The organism is Paenibacillus xylanexedens (assembly GCF_007676705.1).
GTDB lineage: Bacteria > Bacillota > Bacilli > Paenibacillales > Paenibacillaceae > Paenibacillus > Paenibacillus xylanexedens_C.
The window spans coordinates 522758-542841 of sequence record NZ_VEBF01000003.1 but is presented as its reverse complement, the minus strand read 5'-3'; the positions used below and the strand labels follow the sequence as shown (position 1 = coordinate 542841).

Sequence of the window (20084 nt, the reverse complement as noted above, 5' to 3'; positions counted from 1 at the left end):
GTTATCCTCAATTGTCCTAGGTGTATTGTAGTCACAAAACGAAAGAGGTTTCAACGGTCATCACGCTGTCCTTGGTCGATCCCTGCGCAGAAATACAGCACACACACCAAGCAGTGGCAAAAACGAACATAACTTGATAACAAACGCAATGCTGGTCACGTCAATTAAGGAACCTAGCACAACCGAGCCAAGTCCAGCCATGCCGAACGACAGGCCGAAAAATAATCCGGATACCGTTCCAATATGACGAGGAAGCAATTCCTGTGCGTAGACAATGATAACGCTGAAGCCGGACATCAGGATGAGTCCAATCATTCCGCACAAGACCATGGACAAGACGGGTCCAGCGTAAGGTAGCAACAGTGAAAACGGTGCAGTACCTGCAATGGAGAACCAGATCATCGGTTTACGTCCATAGCGGTCAGCGAGTGGGCCACCGAGCAAGGTTCCGACCATGCCTGCAAATTGCAAAATAAACAGACAGATCTGTGCCTGGGAGAGAGGCAAGTGATATGCATCGGCATAATAGAAGGCGTAGTATCCAGTCATGCCAGCAATATATACGAATTTGGAGAACAGCAGCAGGATGAGAATGCCCATTGTAAAAGCGATGAATCCCCGGCTCACAGGCTGAGCTGTTGGCTCTGCGCCGCTTGATTTTAGAGGCTGCTGCTGCCGAATACGAGTTGCAGCAAGTTGGTCTCTGTACCAGCGGCTGACCAAAGACTGAATGAAGATGCCGATCAGGGCAAAGCCCATCAGCCACAGAAAACTACGCTGCCCATGTGGCAGCAGGATGAAGGCGACCAGCAATGGAGCAATGGCCTGCCCCGTGTTGCCTCCCACCTGGAAGATCGACTGTGCCATTCCACGCCCACGACCAGCTGCCATATGGGCCACGCGTGAGGATTCGGGATGGAGGATAGATGAGCCTATACCAATCAGTGCTGCCGAAACAAGCAGCATCCATAACTCGGAAGACAAGGCTAAGCCGAGAATGCCGATTAGGGAGAATAACATGCCTCCGGGAAGCAGAATCGGCATTGGCTTGCGGTCTGACATATAACCGACCAGTGGCTGAAGAACGGATGCGGTAATATTCAGGGTGAAGGCAATCCAGCCCATCTGGGCGAAGCTGAGCTGCATGGTTTGCTGGAACAGCGGGAAGGCAGACGGAACAACCGTCTGCATCGCATCATTCAGCAGATGAGCGAAGCTGACTCCGGCGAGTGCCCAATTGGCGGAGGAGTTGATTTGCATTTTGCTTAAAGTGGCCTGAGCCATGTGAGATCACCTCGAATTATTTTTTTCAATGATAAAAGATGGGGGTAGATCATGTCTTTGTGAAAAGTGCTTGGAAAGTGAGCACGATTTGCTATAATGTCAGCAGGTGAGGAAACGATGGAATTAAACATGACGCTAAATGGGTTGGAATTATGGAAAGCTACCGGAGGATTCGCGAATGAGCCGCATGTACATGACGACTGGTACCAGCTAACGCTGCCGGTCAGAGGCCAATGTCATCTGGTACAGGAACGGCACGTATACCCGCTAAAAGCAGGTATAGGGATTATTGCTCATCCCCAGACTGAGCATTATTTTGAAATAGGATCAGATTCAGCTGTCATTGTAATCAAGTTCCGTAAACCGCCATCAGGCAGTTTCGAAGATGTAGAGTCAAGTGGGGAACGAGCTGAGTTTCGGTCTACCCAGACTTTTGATCCGGCGGAGATCAGCAGTCTGTTTCGAGGCTGGAATTCCATTTTGTTAGATGACATGCCAGATTTGCTGCAAGTACAGGAAACAGAGCTGGCGGTCGAGACGTATCTAAGACGGATGTTGACGGGGCAGGTAAATGGAAAACAGATTGTAGATACCGGTACATTCGTAGACCCACATCTCCGCCGAGTGCTGGAGTACATTCACAGTGCCTACACGAGCCCAATGGATATTGATTCAATGGCGATGGTTGCTCATCAGAGCCGGTATCATTTCATGCGTTCTTTCAAGGCTGTTACGGGATCAACACCGTATCAATATCTGCTGAGTTTGCGCGTAGAAGAGGCGTCCAGAAGGCTTCGTCTTACGACTGATTCAGTGACGACAATCAGTTATGAGCTGGGATTTTCCAGCGTCAGTCAGTTTTACAGAGCCTTTCAGCGAGTGTATGTGATGACACCGATGGAATATCGGAATCACGTGTAGATTTCAATAGCCAGTCTCGCGTATGCGAGACTGCATTCAGAACATTACAGCATGACACTGATTTTTTTGTTGCCAAACGATGGAGACTTTGCTAAGATGGGAAAAAGTTAATGTAAGCGTATACATTTAGGTTAAAATTACAACGTTGTAATTATGGTTAACCATCAGAATACTTGAAGCAGTTTTAGCGAGATTGATGATAAAATAGCAATTCATCAATGGTAATAGAATTGATATACGGATAACTATAATCCATATACCAATTATGCAGAATATGCTCGTCTAAAAATTCAAACGTTGTAATTATGAAACGAAGGGAAGCGATTTAAGGTGAAGAGACGTATGTCCACGTTGTTCAGCTTGATCAGACGGGATAAGTATTTACTGCTGATGTTCTCGCCAATCTTTCTGTATTATCTCATTTTCATGTACCTTCCGATGCCTGGCGTGTTACTCGCATTTCGTAATTTCTTGCCGGGGCAGGGCATGTTCAGTGGGGAATGGGTAGGCCTGCGCTGGTTTGAGCAGTTCGTGAACTCCATCTATTTTTGGCGGCTGCTGCGCAACACGTTTTTGCTCGCATTTTTGCCGCTCCTGTTTGGCTTCTCCATCCCCATTCTGTTCGCGGTCTGCATCGTAGAGATCAAGAACCGGACATTCAAGCGATTTGCCCAGACCGTTACGTATCTTCCCCACTTCATCTCCACCGTCGTTGTAGCCGGCATGATTATCAACTTCCTGTCACCAACAGACGGTATCGTGAACACGCTAATCGCCAAGTTCGGCATGGACAAAGTGAACTTCATGATGGAGGCTGGCTGGTTTCGGACCATCTTCACCAGTTCAGACATCTGGCAGAGCTTCGGCTTCAGCTCCATCATCTACATTGCAGCCATTATGGGCATTGATCCCGAGATGTACGATTCCGGCAAAATTGACGGGGTCAACAAGTTTCAGGAGCTCTGGCACCTGACCCTTCCCAGCATCAAACCAACGATCGTCATTCTCCTGCTCCTGTCGCTTGGCGGCATTATGAGCGTAGGCTTCGAGAAAGTATATCTGCTCTACAACGGAGCCACCTATGAAACTGCCGATGTATTGTCTACCTACGTCTACCGGATGGGGATTGAGGGACAGAACTACGGTTTTGCCACAGCAGTGGGTTTGTTTAACTCCATTATCACCTTTGTGCTTGTCTTTGCAGCCAATTCCATGACCCGGCGCCTGACCAAGATGTCACTCTGGTAACACCATAACCGAACCCAAAGGAGATCCTGTATGCAAAAATCGAGTAGTGATCGGTTGTTCTACGGATGCGTTTACCTGCTGACCATACTGGCGGTCGTGATTACGTTGTATCCCTTCCTGTACGTGATTAGTATTTCATTCAGCTCGGTGGATGCCATCGACAAACAAAAAGTCGTGCTGTGGCCTGTCGGGTTCACCCTGTCAGGTTACCAAATGGTCCTGCAATACAAGGAGTTATGGGTTTCATTCTACAACACCGTCTGGTACACCGTGGTTGGCACGCTGTTGAATATCGTGGCGACTTGCCTCGCCGCCTTCCCGTTATCGAGACAGCAATTTTTTCTGCGTAGAAAACTGAATTTTTTTATCGCCTTCACCATGTATTTCTCGGGTGGACTCATTCCGGTTTACATGCTCATAACATCACTTGGGCTATACAATACCCGCTGGGTGATGGTGCTGCCTGTACTGGTCATTACGTTTAACGTCATGATCTGCCGCTCGGCTTTTGAAGGCATTCCGAATGAGATCTTCGAGAGTGCCAGTATAGACGGGGCCAACGAGCTGACGATGCTGTATCGTCTGGCGGTTCCGATCATCAAGCCAACACTGGCTGTCCTTACCCTGTACTATGCGGTATTCCACTGGAACAACTTTTTCTCGGCCCTATTATATCTGGGCAAACAGGATATGCAGCCCTTACAGATGTTCCTGCGAAGGGTGTTGATCATGGCTTCTCCGGAAGTGATGCAGAAGATGGGAGGTACGATGACTTCAGGTGCACTGGCGGTCTCCTCCCTTCAGGTTCGTTATGTATCCATTGTGGTCAGCATTCTGCCTATTGTTACGATCTACCCGTTTATCCAACGGTACTTCGTTAAGGGGATCACCCTCGGAGCCGTGAAAGGATAGCCTTTTTTACCCGAGCATCAGGATTGACCAAGGTTGTTCAGGACTGTTCATACCTAAGGAGGAATGATGGATGAGATTTAAAGGGGCAGGAAGAAAAAGTGTAATGGCAGCGATACTGGCAATCAGCCTTGCGGGTTGTAGCGGAGGAACAGGGGCAGGGACTGATGCGGGGAGTACCCCAACTAGCTCGGAACCTGCATTTAATTACACTGGTGCAGGACCGGTAACGGATCAGCCGGATGCCAAATTATCTGTTCTTGGAACCAACGCATGGACGACCAATGTGGATCTGTCTACCGCCGCAATTGTGAAGAAAATCGAGAGCAATGCCGGTGTTGAGGTCGATTGGGATCTGATTCCACCACAGAATTACGCGGATGCTGTGAATCCCAGACTGGCTGCCGGTACGGGATTGCCGGATATCGTCTACCTGCCGGATCAGGATCAGCTCATGAAATACATCAACAGTGGCCTGTTTATCCCGATTAACGACCTGGTGGAGAAGTACGGCGTGAATCTCAAAAAAATATATGAAAAGTCCCCTTCGGTTAAAGCCAGTTTAACGACGCCAGATGGTAAAATGTATTATATCCCGCAGCAGACGCTCACCAGAAACTATATGCCTGTGTTTATGATCAATCAGCGCTGGCTGAAGAAGCTGGGATTGAACGAACCGACTACACTGGATGAGTTCACAGCGATGCTGCGCAAATTCAAGACGGATGACCCGAATGGCAACGGGCAGGCTGATGAGATTCCTTTGTCCATGGAATCCAAATTTGTGTCGATGGCATTTGGTCCTGTTTTTGGTCTGGATCTGTCCAATCAATTCTATGCGGACGATCAGGGCAAGGTGCATTTCAGCTATTATGAGCCTGCCTACAAGGAATATCTGGCTTACTTGAACGGGTTGTACAAGGAAGGTCTGCTTGGGGTGGATTATGCCAGTACCACAAGTGATCAGGTGACCTCGCGCATCTCTCAGGATGTGACGGGAGCGACGTTTAATTTTAGCTGGTACATGTCGATGGTCTATAGCCCGCTCTTCAAGGATTATGATCCGGCAGAGCCCATCTTCAAAGGCATTCTGCCACTGAAAGGACCGCATGGGGACCAGTTCTATGTAGGACGTACACCGGTAAGTGGTATCTTTGGCATTACGCGTGATAGTAAAAATCCAGAGCTGGCTTTCCGTTTCCTGGACTATGCCGTAAGTGAGGAAGCGCAGACGTATTATACATGGGGCATCAAGGATGATACGTATACGGAAGAGAATGGCGTGAAGACATTCACGGACAAAGGCAAAGACAATGAATACATTCAGAAGCTCGGGATCGGCCCCGTCAATCTGCCTAACATTCAATCCACCGACTCTGCCGATTCTGTCGTAGCCGAATGGCATGCCAAGCTCGACAAGGAACTGGAGCCATACATCCGTGAACCGTTCCCGTTTGTCTACGCGCTGCCGGATGAGGCAAGTGTAGAGAGCATGGCGATGCCTGACATCACGACATATGTGGAAGAGATGAACTTCAAATTTATTAGCGGAGATGCCAGTCTGGATCAGTTCGACAGTTATATTGAAACATTGAAAAAGATGAATATTGAGCAGGTTATTGCTGGCAGACAGGCGCAGTATGATCGATATAAAGCTGCACAGCAATAAGTTTCCCAAGGTATGAAGGGTGTTGATTGATTTTGATAACCATTAAAGATATTGCCAAACTGGCGGGGGTGAGCTATAGCACGGTATCCAAGGCGCTTAACGATGATCCTCGAATCAAACCGGCGACGAAGCAGAAGGTGCTCGCCGTTGCGGAGAAACACCAGTATCGGAAAAATATGTTGGCTCGGCAGCTCTCCACGGGCAGAAGCAATATCATCGGTTTTGTGCTGGATGAGCTGAGTAATCCGTTGTTCTCGAACATATCCGGCAGTCTGCACGCGGAGCTGAAGAAACGGGGATACCAGATGATTCTGGTCGTCGCCGATGACGGGGTAGATGTGTTCAGCCAGCTGCGTGTGGACGGTTGTATCCTGTGGGACTATGCCTTGGACAATCGGGATGTATTCTGGAAAAAGTTCGCAACACTCAACATGCCATGTTTCGTGCTGGGTACAGATGAGACGCCCAACTCTCCATACATCAAGATTGATCGCAAAGAGGGCATATTCAAAGCAGTCGAGCACCTGCAATCGCTCGGTCATACCCGAATCGGTTTTATCGGCAACTCGCAGAATATCAAACTGGAAGGATACAGGGAAGCGATGCAGCGCACAGGCTTAATGTTCAACGAGGACCATGTACTGCCAGCACATTCCTCTTGGGAAGATGGATATTTTGCCATACGTAATCATACATTTGGCCCGGAGTCACCCACGGCTTTTATCGGATTGAACAACCTGGTGACCCGGGGTGCGCTGCGGGCCTTGCTCGAAGCGGGTTACAGTGTCCCACGGGATATCTCATTAATCGGTTACGATGATCTGCCAGATATGCAATATGCCGAGGTCGCACTGACAACGATTGGACCACCACTGGATGAACTGGCTGCGCAGGCCGCTGAGCTGATTGTATCGTTGATCCGTGATGAACACGTGGACTATCCGGTGGTAATTCAGCCGAAGTTGAATCATCGCAATTCCACGGCAATATGCCAGTAACGAAGAACAGGAATGATTAGACGCACATGTGCACGTTAAGGATGGTACAACATTCAAGGAGGTGTCCGTTATGCAGGTACAGACGCAATTATCCTGGTCTGAGCGAATAGCAGAGACGATTATCCAGCAATGTGACGGAGACGGCTATCATGCGTTTCCTTCTGAACGATGGGCTTATGTTCAGGGTATGACACTAATGGCAATGGCGCGAACGGGTAAACAGTACGGCAAGGATGAGTATATTGCTTTTATGAAGAGACATATGGATATGTATGTGCAGCAAGATGGTTCCATTGCGACGTATTCACTTGAAGAATACAACCTGGATCAGGTCAATCAGGGCAAAAACCTGTTTGGATTGATGGATACTACCGGAGATCAACGATACACGGAAGCAGCACATCTACTGGCAACGCAACTTGCAGGGCAGCCTCGAACATCCGAAGGCGGCTTTTGGCACAAAAAGATCTATCCATTCCAGATGTGGCTGGATGGATTGTATATGTCGTCTCCTTTTCTTGCTCAGTATGCGAAGCAGTTCAATCGTCCGGAATTATGGGATGAGGTAGCTCATCAGATCTTGCTGATTGAACGCAAGACGCGTGATCCACGCACCGGGCTGCTCTATCATGGCTGGGATGAATCCAAAGAACAGGTCTGGGCCGATGCGTTGACTGGATGCTCCGCACATTTCTGGAGTCGCGCGATGGGCTGGTATGCGATGGCTATTGTAGACAGTGTGGAGCATTTCCCTGTGCATCATCCGAAGCGTGGAACGATTATTGGTATCTTCGAACGGATGTGTCATGCATTGGTTCGCGTGCAGGAGCAGGAGAGTGGGTTGTGGTTCCAAGTACTCGATCAGGGTTTCCGCAAGGGCAATTATCTGGAAGCTTCCGGCTCAAGCATGTTCGTGTATGCACTCGCAAAGGGTGTACGGTTGCGTTATCTGGAGCCACATTTCAGAGAGGCGGCGGAGAAAGGCTGGAACGGACTGATCTCCAGATTGATGGAAGAGACCGCTGACGGAGTGAGGCTGAATGGAATCTGCCACGGGGCAGGACTCAGTCTGGACCGGGACGGCTCTTACAGCTACTATGTGAGCGAAGCAGTTGTAAGCGATTCCTTTATGGGCTTGGCTCCGTTATTGCTGGCTGCGCTGGAAATGGAGCGATTGTCATGAGTAAGCAGGTATCACCGTATACAGATCAGGATCAAAAAACCCAACATTATAACGTTGCTTCGGATGGGACGGGTGATTATGCTACCATACAAGCCGCCATTGATGCCGTTCCGGATCATGCAACGGAGTGCTTCGAGATCCGAATTAAGTCAGGTGTATATTATGAGAAGCTGCATATTGAGAAGCCCATGATTCATCTGGTAGGCGAGGGAGCGGAGCAGACCGTCATTACGTATGATGATCATGCACTCAAGAAGTTTCCAGACGGATCACAGTATCACACGTTTCATTCGTATACTGCCTTCATCGGAGCTGACGATTTTACAGCCGAGCGACTTTCTTTTGTTAATTCTGCTGGGCCAGGTAAGGTAGTAGGTCAGGCGTTGGCTATTTATGTGGACGGAGATCGGGCTGCATTCCGTGATTGTCGCTTTATCGGCCATCAGGATACGATCTTTACCGGGCCATTGCCGGAGCAACCGCTGGATCGCAGCTACTTTGGCGGGCCACGAGATGGTGCGGAGCGGCGAAAGCTGCGTCAATATTATGAGGACTGTTACATTGAGGGCGACATCGATTTTATTTTCGGCTCGGCTACGGCTGTATTCAAGGGTTGTGAGATCTTTGCGAAGAACCGTTTGTCTGATGCGGCGGCTGCGAACGGAGAAGTGAACGGCTGGATTACCGCGGCTTCTACACCCGAGGATGTACGTTATGGGTATGTATTTATCGATTGTGATCTGACCAGTAACGCACCCCCCCAGTCGGTATACCTTGGTAGACCTTGGCGTAATCATGCCAAAGTCTGTTTCTTGAACTGTTGGATCGGTGCTCATGTGAAGCAGGAGGGCTGGCATAACTGGAACAAAGCCGATGCGGAAGCGACGGTTGTGTACGCCGAATATCACAGTGCCGGACCTGGGGCCGGAAATGCGACGGTGCGGGTCCCATGGGCGAGAACACTCAGTGAGCAGGAAGCAGCCGAATACGCGATACCTCTTGTTCTGTCCGGTGTGGACGGGTGGCAACCTTTCGGTGAGGAGAAGGGCTAATCAGTGACAATTCAACTTTCTACTATTGCAAATTAAAAGATAAAGGCTTTCTTTCAAGTCTCTTAAAGACTTGGTAGAGAGCCTTTTTTGTGCGGCATCTTACATTTTTCGCCCCCCATAGAAATAATTTATCCCTTATCTGATTTGCATTTTACTGATTAAATACAGGGTGAGGATCTGTAAATTCCCTGTAAAATTTGGATGGTGTCTGTTAAAAAAAGAAAACGAGAGGGAAGGTCCATTTTGGTAAGGGAAGGGAGTGAGGAGGCACTTAGCGTCAGACGGTTTGATGAGGCTCGAATTGATCGCCGATTACATGTGAGTGCACCAGTGAAGCTTTGTCTGCAAGGTGAGAATAACCTAGTACAGGAGGGATTTTGCTTGAATAAAGCTGTTCGATTCCGCCCGGTCATTACATTCGCTTTGGCATTTCTTCTGATTATTTCGTGGTTTGCACCTAGAGCTGACGCCGCTGCCTTATGGCAGGCAGGCACCGCATACAAGAAAGGAGATCTCGTAACATATCAAAATAAAGATTATGAGTGTATTCAGCCCCATACAGCGTTGACTGGTTGGGAGCCTTCCAATGTTCCTGCATTGTGGAAATACGTCGGTGAAAATACCGGCGGAGGGGGAGAGACTCCGGGTCCTGATACGACACCTCCTTCTGTGCCGACTGGTCTGACCACATCCTCCATCACGGACACCTCAGTCAATCTGGCTTGGAGTGCATCCACGGATAACGTGGGCGTAACGGGATATGAGGTGTATCGAAACGGTGTTCTCGTGACAAGCACCTCAGGTGCAACGGCTGTAGTAACGGGACTGACAGCTGGCACGACTTATGTTTTTACGGTAAAAGCAAAAGATGCCGCAGGCAATACATCTGCTGCGAGCACATCCCTCAGTGTAACGACTTCCAACGGATCTTCTCATCCTGGGCCAACCGGCAGCAAATGGCTGATCGGCTACTGGCACAACTTCGACAATGGTTCTACCAATATCAGACTTCGTAACGTATCAACAGCCTATGACGTCATTAATGTCTCCTTTGCCGAACCGATTTCACATGGCAGCGGAACGCTTGCCTTTACTCCATATAATGCGACGGTAGCCGAATTCAAATCCGATATTGCCTACCTTCAAAGCCAAGGAAAAAAAGTGCTGCTTTCCATGGGGGGAGCCAATGGCACCATTGAACTCACCGATGCGACCAAGAGACAGCAGTTTGAAGAATCGTTAAAATCAATTATTTCGACCTATGGTTTCAATGGTCTGGATATCGATCTGGAAGGAAGCTCCCTGTCTCTTAATGCAGGGGATACCGATTTCCGTAGTCCGACGACACCGAAGATCGTTCATCTCATCAATGGCGTAAAAGCGGTTAAATCTCATTTTGGCGCCAATTTCATCCTGACGGCAGCACCGGAGACGGCCTATGTACAGGGCGGATATCTGAGCTATGGCGGCCCTTGGGGCGCATACCTGCCAGTCATCCATGCCTTGCGTAATGACCTGACGCTGCTTCATGTACAGCACTATAATACGGGCTCCATGGTGGGGCTGGATGGGCGCTCCTACGCCCAAGGAACAGCAGATTTCCATGTGGCCATGGCTGAAATGCTGCTTCAAGGCTTTAATGTAGGCGGAAGCTCAGGACCATTCTTTAGTCCCTTGCGACCGGACCAGATTGCAATCGGTGTACCGGCTTCCCAGCAAGCTGCCGGAGGCGGTTATACGACGCCAGCTGAGCTGCAAAAGGCACTGAATTATTTGATCAAAGGTGTGTCATACGGCGGCTCCTACACCCTTCGCCAACCTGCTGGTTATGCAGGCCTTAAGGGGATTATGACCTGGTCGATTAATTGGGATTCGTATACGAACAACCAGTTCTCAAACGCACATCGCTCATTCCTGAATGGTTTTAGCACGCAAACAACAAAGGAGGCTGTGTACTAAATGCCAAATGTAAATAAACACACGGTTTGGAAGAAAACCGCAACGTTTTTCCTGGGTCTGTCCCTGCTCTTATCCGTTATTATCCCTTCATTTACACTCCAACCTGCTACGGCAGAAGCAGCGGATACTTATAAAATTGTTGGTTATTACCCGTCCTGGGCTGCGTACGGGAGAAACTATAATGTAACCGATATTGATCCGAATAAAGTGACGCATATCAACTATGCTTTTGCTGATATTTGCTGGAACGGGGTTCATGGAAATCCGGACCCTTCAGGGCCAAATCCTGTGACCTGGACCTGTCAGAATGAAAAAAGCCAGACGATCAATGTGCCCAACGGAACGATCGTACTTGGCGATCCTTGGATCGATACGGGTAAGACATTTGCAGGAGATACGTGGGATCAACCCATTGCAGGCAATATCAATCAGCTGAACAAGTTGAAACAGATTAATCCTAATCTGAAGACAATCATCTCCGTGGGAGGATGGACGTGGTCCAACCGCTTCTCTGATGTAGCTGCGACTGCGGCAACCCGAGAGGTATTTGCGAACTCTGCCGTAGACTTTCTGCGGAAGTACAATTTTGACGGGGTGGATCTGGACTGGGAGTACCCGGTATCTGGCGGGCTCGATGGTAATAGCAAACGTCCTGAAGATAAGCAGAATTACACCCTGCTCTTGAGCAAAATCCGTGAAAAGCTGGATGCAGCGGGGGCTGTAGACGGCAAGAAGTATCTGCTTACGATTGCCAGCGGTGCATCTGCGACCTACGCTGCGAATACAGAGCTTGCAAAAATTGCTGCCATCGTCGACTGGATTAACATCATGACATACGATTTTAACGGGGCTTGGCAAAAGATCAGCGCACATAATGCACCATTGAACTATGATCCTGCGGCTTCAGCCGCTGGCGTGCCAGATGCCAATACATTTAATGTAGCTGCCGGAGCACAAGGGCATCTGAATGCAGGTGTGCCGGCTGCTAAACTTGTGCTTGGTGTTCCATTCTATGGACGTGGCTGGGATGGATGTGCTCAGGCAAATAGCGGCCAGTATCAGACGTGCACGGGTGGTTCTTCCGTTGGAACATGGGAGGCAGGCTCCTTTGATTTCTACGATCTGGAGGCCAATTACATCAATAAAAACGGGTATACCCGTTACTGGAATGACACGGCCAAAGTGCCATATCTCTATAATGCATCCAACAAGCGCTTTATCAGCTATGACGATGCGGAGTCTGTTGGGTATAAAACGGCTTATATCAAGAGCAAAGGACTCGGTGGGGCGATGTTCTGGGAGCTGAGCGGTGACCGTAACAAAACGCTCCAAAACAAGCTGCAATCGGATCTGTCCAATGGAGGCACCTTGCCGCCAGTAGATACGACAGCACCGAGCGTACCCGGAAATGCCCGTTCGACAGGCGTGACGGCAAACGCGGTGTCGCTGGCCTGGAATGCTTCAACAGATAATGTAGGTGTGACCGGTTATGACGTCTACAACGGTGCTAATCTTGCGAACTCCGTCAACGGGACGACGGCAACGATCAGCGGACTTACAGCGGGTACATCATATAGCTTTACGGTAAAAGCAAAAGATGCGGCAGGTAATCTGTCTGCAGCCAGTAATGCTGTAACCGTAAGCACAACGGCTCAGCCGGGAGGTGATACGCAGGCTCCAACTGCACCAACGAACCTCGTTTCGACGGGTCAAACATCCTCAAGCATTACACTTAGCTGGACGGCATCGACAGACAATGTAGGTGTAACGGGTTATGATGTGTACAACGGAACGGTACTGGCAACAACGGTGACCGGGACGACGGCAACGATCAGCGGGCTTGCAGCGGATACCTCGTACACATTTACGGTGAAAGCAAAGGATGCGGCGGGCAATCTGTCTGCTGCGAGTGGTGCTGTGACTGTAAAAACGGCAACAGGAACGACGAACCCGGGAGTTTCCGCTTGGCAGGCGAACACAGCTTACACTACAGGACAGGTGGTCACGTATAGCGGCAAGACGTACAAATGCTTACAATCCCACACATCCTTACCCGGGTGGGAGCCATCCAACGTTCCAGCATTGTGGCAGGTTCAATAGTTAAAATATGGATTACAACATTTTTAATTGAAGCGTGCAGCATAAAAAATAGAAAACCAAAAACCACCGGCTCTCTTGATCCGGTGGTTTTTGCTGCGTTATTTCAAAGTAGCCTCCCAAAAGGCTATCTATTAAAAATCGAAGTTGTCTGGATCAGGTCCAACGCGTACATCTTCGTTCAGGGCACTGATCTGATCCATCTCTTCATTTGAAAGTTCAAAGTCGAAGATGGAGGAATTCTCGATAATCCGGTTTTCCTTGGTGGACTTCGGAATTGTAATGACTCCATTTTGCAGATCCCAACGCAGGATTACTTGTGCAACCGATTTGCCTTTGGCTGAAGCAATCGCCGTGAGTACCGGATTGTCCAGCAGTTGCCCTTGCATCAGAGGGGACCAAGCTTCAAGCTGGATACCATTTTTTTCACAGAAAGCCTTAAGCTCAACCTGAGTCAGGCGAGGGTGGTATTCCACCTGATTGATCATCGGGTTCACTTTGGCATCCTGCATCAGGTCTTCGAGATGATGAATCTGGAAGTTGCTTACGCCAATAGCCTTAATGCGGCCGGCTGCGTACAGCTCCTCGATTGCTTTCCAGGCTGCTTTGTATTTGCCTGCTTTTGGCCAGTGAATCAGATACAGATCCAGATATTCCAGTCCCAGTTTGTTCAAGGTGGTATCAAAAGCGGCAAGTGTCTCTTCATATCCGAGGTCTGCATTCCATACTTTGGATGTCACGAACAGTTCTTCGCGCTTCAGGTTGTTCTCTTGCAAAGCTTCGGCAATCGCTTGGCCCACACCGGCTTCGTTACCGTATATTGCAGCAGTATCGATGCTGCGGTAGCCATGTTTAATCGCATTTTTCACGGCTGCAATCAACTCAGATCCTTCTTCTACCTTAAATACGCCAAGTCCGAACCAAGGCATATGAACACCATTGTGCAGCATTACTTTGGATTGTAAATGTTGTGCGGTTTGTATTGTTGTCATGAGAGTTCCTCCTTCAATTGTGTAAAAATCAGTCCTTTGAAGCTGAATTTCCGTTATTTCATCATACAAAATCAAATCATAGTAGATCAAATTGGGTTCAACGTATATAGTATAGTAAAATACGATGTGAAACCGGTTCCCTCATAAATTTGGAACCAATATTCCCAGGCCGATCCCAATGGTCGGGATGCAACTTAGAACGAAGCCTTCTCTATTTCGGCGGGTACATGTTGATCCTTGCTTTCCAGCATTTTAGCCCATGCAGTCAGGATTACGGCTATGAAAACCATCAAGGCACCAACCCATGTCGTGTGAATCAAACCTATGGAGTCATTGATCACGCCACCCAGATAGGCACCTATGGCAATGCCTGCATTAAATGCGGCGATGTTAAAGGCTGAAGCTACATCCTTGGCCTGTGGTGCATATCGTTCAGCCAAGGTTACTACATACATCTGAAGACCAGGAACATTCATGAAGGCGAGCAGGCCCATACCCATAATGGTGAGCAGTGCTGCCAACTTGAACGGGACGGTAAAGTACATGATGCCCAGAATGATGGTCTGAATGATGAACATGTAGAAGAGCGCCTTGAGCGGGTTGCGGTTGGCAGCTCTGCCGCCGATGATATTGCCCACTGCAATGGCAATTCCGTACAACAACAGAATGAACGCTACTGTTTTCTCGGAATAGCCGCTGATATCATGTAACAACGGGGACAGATAAGTAAAGACAACAAATGTTCCTCCGTACCCAACGGCAGTGATGGCAAAAGCCAGCAGTAAGCGTCCACCTGTAACCAGCTTCAGCTGATCCCGAAATGCTGTTCGTGTTCCGCGTTTCAACGTGGATGGCACGAGTATCAGGTTCCCAATCATCGCAACGATGCCAACTACAACAATCAGGATAAATGCAGCACGCCAGCCCCAATGTTGACCGATGAGTGTACCAAGAGGTACGCCCGTTACCGTGGCTATTGTAAGGCCGGAGAACATAATGGCAATGGCACTTGCTCTGCGGTTGGCAGGTACCAGATCCGCTGCAATAGTGGAGCCGATGGACATGAATACTCCGTGTGCCAGAGCGGATACCACGCGTGCAATGAGTAACATGGTGATACCCGTTGATAGCGCAGCCATCGTGTTACCCGCAATGAAGATAACCATGATGGCAAGCAGTAGCGTTTTGCGTGATACGGTAGACGTCAGTGAGGTCAGGACAGGAGCCCCAAAGGTAACGCCTAAGGCATATAAGGTAACGGTCAGTCCCGCTGTAGTTACGGAAATGCCCAGGTCATCTGCAATGAGGGGCAGTAGCCCAACGCTGATAAACTCAGTGGTACCGATAGCAAATGCACTAATGGCCAGCGCCAGCAGCGCCCATGTGCTGCGTTTTGAATCTTGTAACATTTCTTGCTCAACTCCCCAGAATGTAGATTTACGTACCGGCAAATGCTATTATGAGTTATTCAGTATAGATTGAATAGTACGTACTTTTTAGTACCCTACGTACTTTTTGGTGCCTATACAGCATGCATCGGATGTAATTCAATTCATCAGGGAGGAAACAAGTAATGGTTCGAAAAAAATATAACATCTCGGTTGAAGCAACGTTGGAGGTGATCGGTGGCAAGTGGAAATGCGTCATTCTATGTCATCTGACACATGGGAAAAAGCGAACCAGTGATCTTAAGCGTATTATGCCCGCTATTACACAGAAAATGTTAACACAGCAACTGAGAGAGCTTGAAAACGACGGAATCGTGAACCGGATTGTATATAATCAGGTCCCACCCAAGGTAGAGTACGAATTGAGTGATTATGGGCGGAGTCTTGAACCGATTCTTAATGCGCTCTGTAATTGGGGAGATCAGCATATTGTGAAGGAATACGGAGACAAATCAGCAGTGTTGGAAGATAACGGGCTGAATGATTTTAACTCGGACAATAGGGAGCTGGTGCAACCGTGAACTATGAGATTTTATATGATGGTGCTTTTGCGATGCTTAAAGTACATTTGCAGCGGGGAGAACGTTTCAAGGCCGAAAGCGGTGCGATGGTATCCATGACTCCGACGGTTGAACTGAAGGGTTCAGCGGAAGGTGGAATGTTTGCCGGGTTCGGTCGAATGCTGAGCGGGGAGAAGTTCTTCTTCCAGGAACTGACGGCTGCGGGCGGATCGGCAGAGATTCTACTCTCGCCTTCAAGCATGGGCGATGTGGAAGCCGTTGAATTGGACGGTTCCTATTCACTCTATGTGCAGAAAGACGGATTTCTGGCAGGTACCGAGGGCATTCAGGTAAATACCAAAATGCAAAACCTGAAGAAAGGTCTCTTTTCGGGAGAAGGTTTCTTTATTATTGAGATCAGCGGGCGTGGGACTGTATTTCTGTCTTCCTATGGTGCAATCCATGCGATCAATCTGGCTGCGGGTGAAGAAATGATCGTGGATAACGCCCATTTGGTGGCATGGCCCCATTATGTAGATTACCGTATTGAGAAAGCTTCACAAGGCTGGTTATCCAGTGTGACAAGTGGAGAAGGATTGGTATGCCGGTTCCGTGGAGAAGGAACCATTCTTATACAGAGCCGCAATCCGCAAGGATTCGGACAATGGGTGAAGCAGTTTATCCCTGCGCGCTAAATATTATTGCAGAAGAACACACAGAGTTGCAACGGATGTGTTTCCATCATCGTTATAGGAATAACGGACTTGCTTGAATGTCTGATGGGTACACATTCTGCTGCATAAGTCACACATCATGGAGGTATGAAATGACAAGCTCACGGTATAAAAATGCACAGGAAAGCCCGGGATACCTGCTCTGGCAGGTTACATCGATGTGGCAAAAGGAAGTACGCAGAGTGCTGGAGCCCCTCGAACTGACACAACCGCAATTTGTATTGTTGCACGCCTGTCTATGGCTCAATGAACACGATGAGGAAGGTAGAGGCGTTACGCAAGTTCAGATTGCCCAATTTGCCAAAGTGGACGTTAACGTGACTTCTCAGGTGCTGCGTGCTCTTGAAAAGAGAGGGTTGATTACCCGTGCTCGTCATCAGACGGATACACGTGCCAATATTATCACAACAACGGAAGAAGGAACCCGATTGGCTGTGGAGGGAATCCATCTGGTCGAGGAATCGGACAAGGCATTTTTCGAAACATTGGATGATCGTAAGGGAGAGTATTTGGAGATCATGCAAGAGTTTCTTCGCCAAAAAACAGAGGGCTAATCCATAATATAAATTTTTTTATTTTATTAAACTACATATTGTAGTGGAATTGGAAATTTTTCTGAATACTATTGATTATAATGTCTATGCAAAAACAAAATGAACCTCCTGACTTCATCCGTCGGGAGGTTTATTTCAGTTGCTTCAATCGATTCGGTAGGACGCAAACGGCTCGCGGCGGCGGAAAGAGTCACTGATCTGATCCAGATCGGACAACAGCTCATCTGGCAGTGACACGTCCAGACTAGCGAGATTGTGTTCCAGCTGTTCAGTGCGTGTAGCGCCGACAATTACTGTGGATACAGCCGGGCGTGCCAGCAGCCATGCGAGTGACAGCACGCTCGGGGAGCAGCCATATGAAGCAGCTTTAGCACTCACTTGTTCACTTAGCTGGATGTTATGCTCCAGCAGGAAACGGTTGAAGGACGGATCGGTGTCTGCTCTGGACCCGGAAGGCACACTTGCCTGTCCGTTATATTTACCCGTGAGAATGCCACCTGCCAGTGGGAAATACGGGATAATGCCTACACCCTGATCCAGACACATCGGTATCAATTCTAGCTCAGGTGTACGGTCAGCCAGAGAGTAACTGGTTTGGGTGGAGATGTAGCGTACATAACCTTTCTGTTCACTGATCCCCAGTGCTTTCATCAGCTCCCAAGCTGCATAGTTGGAGGCTCCGATGTAACGGACTTTACCGGAAGTGACCATATCGTCCAGTGTGCGCAGTGTCTCATCCAGCGGTGTATGCGGATCAAAGGTATGGATCTGATACAGATCCACATAATCCGTTTGCAGACGCCGCAGGCTATCTTCCAGCTCTTGTTGCAGATGGTAGCGGGAGGATCCGCGCCCATGAGGACCATCATGCCGGGGAAGTCCGGCTTTGGTAGCAAGCACCGCGTTTTCCCGTCGACCTGCGAGGGCCTGTCCGATGATGCGTTCTGATTCTGTACCTGCATAGATATTGGCGGTATCGATAAAGTTGATGCCCTGATCCATCGCTGCATGAATAATGCGGGTAGAAGCTGCTTCATCCGCGCGTTTGCCGAACGCATTGGTGCCGAGCCCCAGTGCCGACACACGCAGACCACTATTGCCCAAATGTCGATAATCCATCATTCATCGCTCCTTCTCTGTAAACCTTGGTAATGCAGATTATAACGTAATCTATTGAAAACGTGTTATTAATATAGTTAAATGATTCTAAGAACCCGTTATTAAAGGAGATATGATGGAAAACAGTGCTGCACATTTAACAAGGCGGAAGCCGAAGAAACCGAAGAAGAGATGGAAGAAGCCGTTGATCATCATCCTGAGTGTGCTGCTGGTGTTGGGAGGACTCGGATTTATCTATCAAAAGCAACTCGTCGTGTTTGCATTTAACCTGTTTGCTTCGGATACCGTAAAGGAAACGCTCGATGAATCCTTCAAGCCGGTTGGTGATAAGGATGCACCCGTTGTTGAACATACCGATCCTTTCTCGCTGTTGCTGCTAGGGATTGACCAGCGGGATAATGAACCAAGCCGTTCTGATACTATCATCTATTCCGTCGTGCGTCCAGAAGACAATAAAGTGCTGCTACTGTCCATTCCACGTGATTCCTATACCGAGATTGTCGGTCGGGATGTGAAGTCGAAGATCAATTCAGCTTATGCCCACGGTGAAGCCAAGATGGCGATGGACACGGTGGAGAATCTGCTGGGGAACAAAGTGGATTTCTATGCCGCAATTAATTTTAACGGGCTCAAGGATATTGTCGATGCGGTGGGCGGTGTTGAACTGCCGATCAAAAAGAATATTGAGAACAAATCAAAAGCGCATGAAAAGCTGTTTGTCGAAGCCAACAAACCAATCTATAGCGGTGAAGAAGCGCTTGGATATGTGCGTTATCGGGAAGATTCCGATTTCAATCGGACGATGCGTCACCGGATTTTCTTAAGTGCCTTCATGAATCGTGCGCTGGAGGTCAAAAATCTGACCAAGATTCCGGATGTAATCCAGATTGCCGGATCGAATTTTACAACCAACATGACCTCGGACTTTATCGTGAAATTTGCCGAGTCCTTATATATGAAAGACAGCATCCCAACGATCAGCAATTATATGCTGAAGGGTGAGGGTGCAACGCGCAGTGGCACATGGTACTACGATCTGTCGGAGGACGATCTGCAATATGTGCGTGGCATGATCGCCAGTTGGCTGGACCCGGATGCGACTGAGATAATTGAGCCCGAGTCAGCCGAACAATCGGAGACGAGTGATGCGGCATAGTCATCGATTCTTGTGATGGAGAAGTTGTGGTTGTGCACTCCGCCAACTCCGAAATGGATCAGAGATTTTGCCAAATGTACCTGGAATGCCAAGGTGTATGTATATGAATATAAGTCCGGAGAAGCGTATGCTTCCCGGCTTTTTTGCGTTTGAGATTCTTTGGATGAAATATTGCACGGATATATCTAATGTTTAAACCTCTTTTTATGGCATACATATAGTAAAATATAGGGAAAAGATTAAACATCAACCAACGGAGGA

Annotated in this window: 17 protein-coding genes; 13 read left to right on the top strand and 4 right to left on the bottom strand. The window is 48.6% G+C overall.

All coding sequences use genetic code 11. From position 1 onward, the window contains the following. Positions 1-60 precede the first annotated feature (60 nt). Positions 61-1284 carry an MFS transporter gene (locus FS628_RS20275; RefSeq protein WP_145324833.1) on the bottom strand — a complete coding sequence of 408 codons (1224 nt, stop codon included), beginning with the start codon at positions 1282-1284 and terminating at the stop codon, positions 61-63. Between the two features lie 117 nt (positions 1285-1401). Here FS628_RS20275 and FS628_RS20270 point away from each other — a divergent pair, with 117 nt between their 5' ends. The 9 genes from FS628_RS20270 (at position 1402) to FS628_RS20230 (ending at position 13323) form a co-directional block, all read left to right on the top strand. After that, positions 1402-2205, top strand: coding sequence for an AraC family transcriptional regulator (locus tag FS628_RS20270; RefSeq protein ID WP_186327898.1), 804 nt, complete (start codon positions 1402-1404; stop codon positions 2203-2205). Positions 2206-2535: 330 nt separating this feature from the next. Next, complete coding sequence (locus FS628_RS20265) at positions 2536-3453, top strand: ABC transporter permease (RefSeq protein WP_260871123.1); 918 nt, start codon at positions 2536-2538, stop codon at positions 3451-3453. 30 nt (positions 3454-3483) lie between these two features. Then, positions 3484-4365 carry a carbohydrate ABC transporter permease gene (locus tag FS628_RS20260; protein ID WP_062836682.1) on the top strand — a complete coding sequence of 294 codons (882 nt, stop codon included), beginning with the start codon at positions 3484-3486 and terminating at the stop codon, positions 4363-4365. A gap of 70 nt (positions 4366-4435) precedes the next feature. Further along, a complete protein-coding gene (locus FS628_RS20255; RefSeq protein ID WP_145324831.1) occupies positions 4436-6031 on the top strand; it encodes an extracellular solute-binding protein in 1596 nt (531 codons plus the stop codon). A gap of 32 nt (positions 6032-6063) precedes the next feature. Further along, positions 6064-7029, top strand: a complete 966-nt coding sequence (locus tag FS628_RS20250) for a LacI family DNA-binding transcriptional regulator (protein WP_186327897.1) — start codon at positions 6064-6066, stop codon at positions 7027-7029. A 70-nt stretch (positions 7030-7099) separates the two neighbouring features. Then, positions 7100-8212 (top strand): glycoside hydrolase family 88/105 protein, encoded by a 1113-nt coding sequence (locus tag FS628_RS20245; protein ID WP_145324829.1) that lies wholly within the window; start codon positions 7100-7102, stop codon positions 8210-8212. Further along, positions 8209-9264 carry a pectinesterase family protein gene (locus FS628_RS20240; RefSeq protein ID WP_145324828.1) on the top strand — a complete coding sequence of 352 codons (1056 nt, stop codon included), beginning with the start codon at positions 8209-8211 and terminating at the stop codon, positions 9262-9264. Before FS628_RS20245 ends, FS628_RS20240 begins: the two co-directional genes overlap by 4 nt. 381 nt (positions 9265-9645) lie before the next feature. Next, entirely contained in the window at positions 9646-11223 is a 1578-nt protein-coding gene (locus FS628_RS20235) for a chitinase (RefSeq protein ID WP_260871122.1), read from the top strand. Then, entirely contained in the window at positions 11224-13323 is a 2100-nt protein-coding gene (locus FS628_RS20230; RefSeq protein ID WP_145324826.1) for a glycosyl hydrolase family 18 protein, read from the top strand. A gap of 131 nt (positions 13324-13454) precedes the next feature. Here the strand turns inward: FS628_RS20230 and FS628_RS20225 are convergent, their stop codons facing one another. Continuing rightward, the gene (locus tag FS628_RS20225; RefSeq protein WP_145324825.1) at positions 13455-14312 is read right to left on the bottom strand and encodes an aldo/keto reductase; all 858 of its coding nucleotides are present in this window, start codon (positions 14310-14312) and stop codon (positions 13455-13457) included. Between the two features lie 194 nt (positions 14313-14506). Further along, on the bottom strand, positions 14507-15721 hold the full coding sequence (locus FS628_RS20220) for an MFS transporter (RefSeq protein ID WP_145324824.1): 1215 nt from the start codon (positions 15719-15721) through the stop codon (positions 14507-14509). 164 nt (positions 15722-15885) lie between these two features. Between FS628_RS20220 and FS628_RS20215 the strand changes: the two genes are divergently transcribed. The 3 genes from FS628_RS20215 (at position 15886) to FS628_RS20205 (ending at position 17548) form a co-directional block, all read left to right on the top strand. After that, on the top strand, positions 15886-16281 hold the full coding sequence (locus tag FS628_RS20215; protein ID WP_062836690.1) for a winged helix-turn-helix transcriptional regulator: 396 nt from the start codon (positions 15886-15888) through the stop codon (positions 16279-16281). Beyond that, entirely contained in the window at positions 16278-16955 is a 678-nt protein-coding gene (locus FS628_RS20210) for a TIGR00266 family protein (RefSeq protein WP_017691614.1), read from the top strand. Before FS628_RS20215 ends, FS628_RS20210 begins: the two co-directional genes overlap by 4 nt. Positions 16956-17086: 131 nt before the next feature. Next, complete coding sequence (locus FS628_RS20205; RefSeq protein WP_186327896.1) at positions 17087-17548, top strand: MarR family winged helix-turn-helix transcriptional regulator; 462 nt, start codon at positions 17087-17089, stop codon at positions 17546-17548. A 144-nt stretch (positions 17549-17692) separates the two neighbouring features. Here the strand turns inward: FS628_RS20205 and FS628_RS20200 are convergent, their stop codons facing one another. Further along, entirely contained in the window at positions 17693-18667 is a 975-nt protein-coding gene (locus FS628_RS20200) for an aldo/keto reductase (protein ID WP_145324822.1), read from the bottom strand. 112 nt (positions 18668-18779) lie between these two features. Here FS628_RS20200 and FS628_RS20195 point away from each other — a divergent pair, with 112 nt between their 5' ends. Next, complete coding sequence (locus FS628_RS20195) at positions 18780-19823, top strand: LCP family protein (protein WP_313958621.1); 1044 nt, start codon at positions 18780-18782, stop codon at positions 19821-19823. Positions 19824-20084 lie beyond the last annotated feature (261 nt).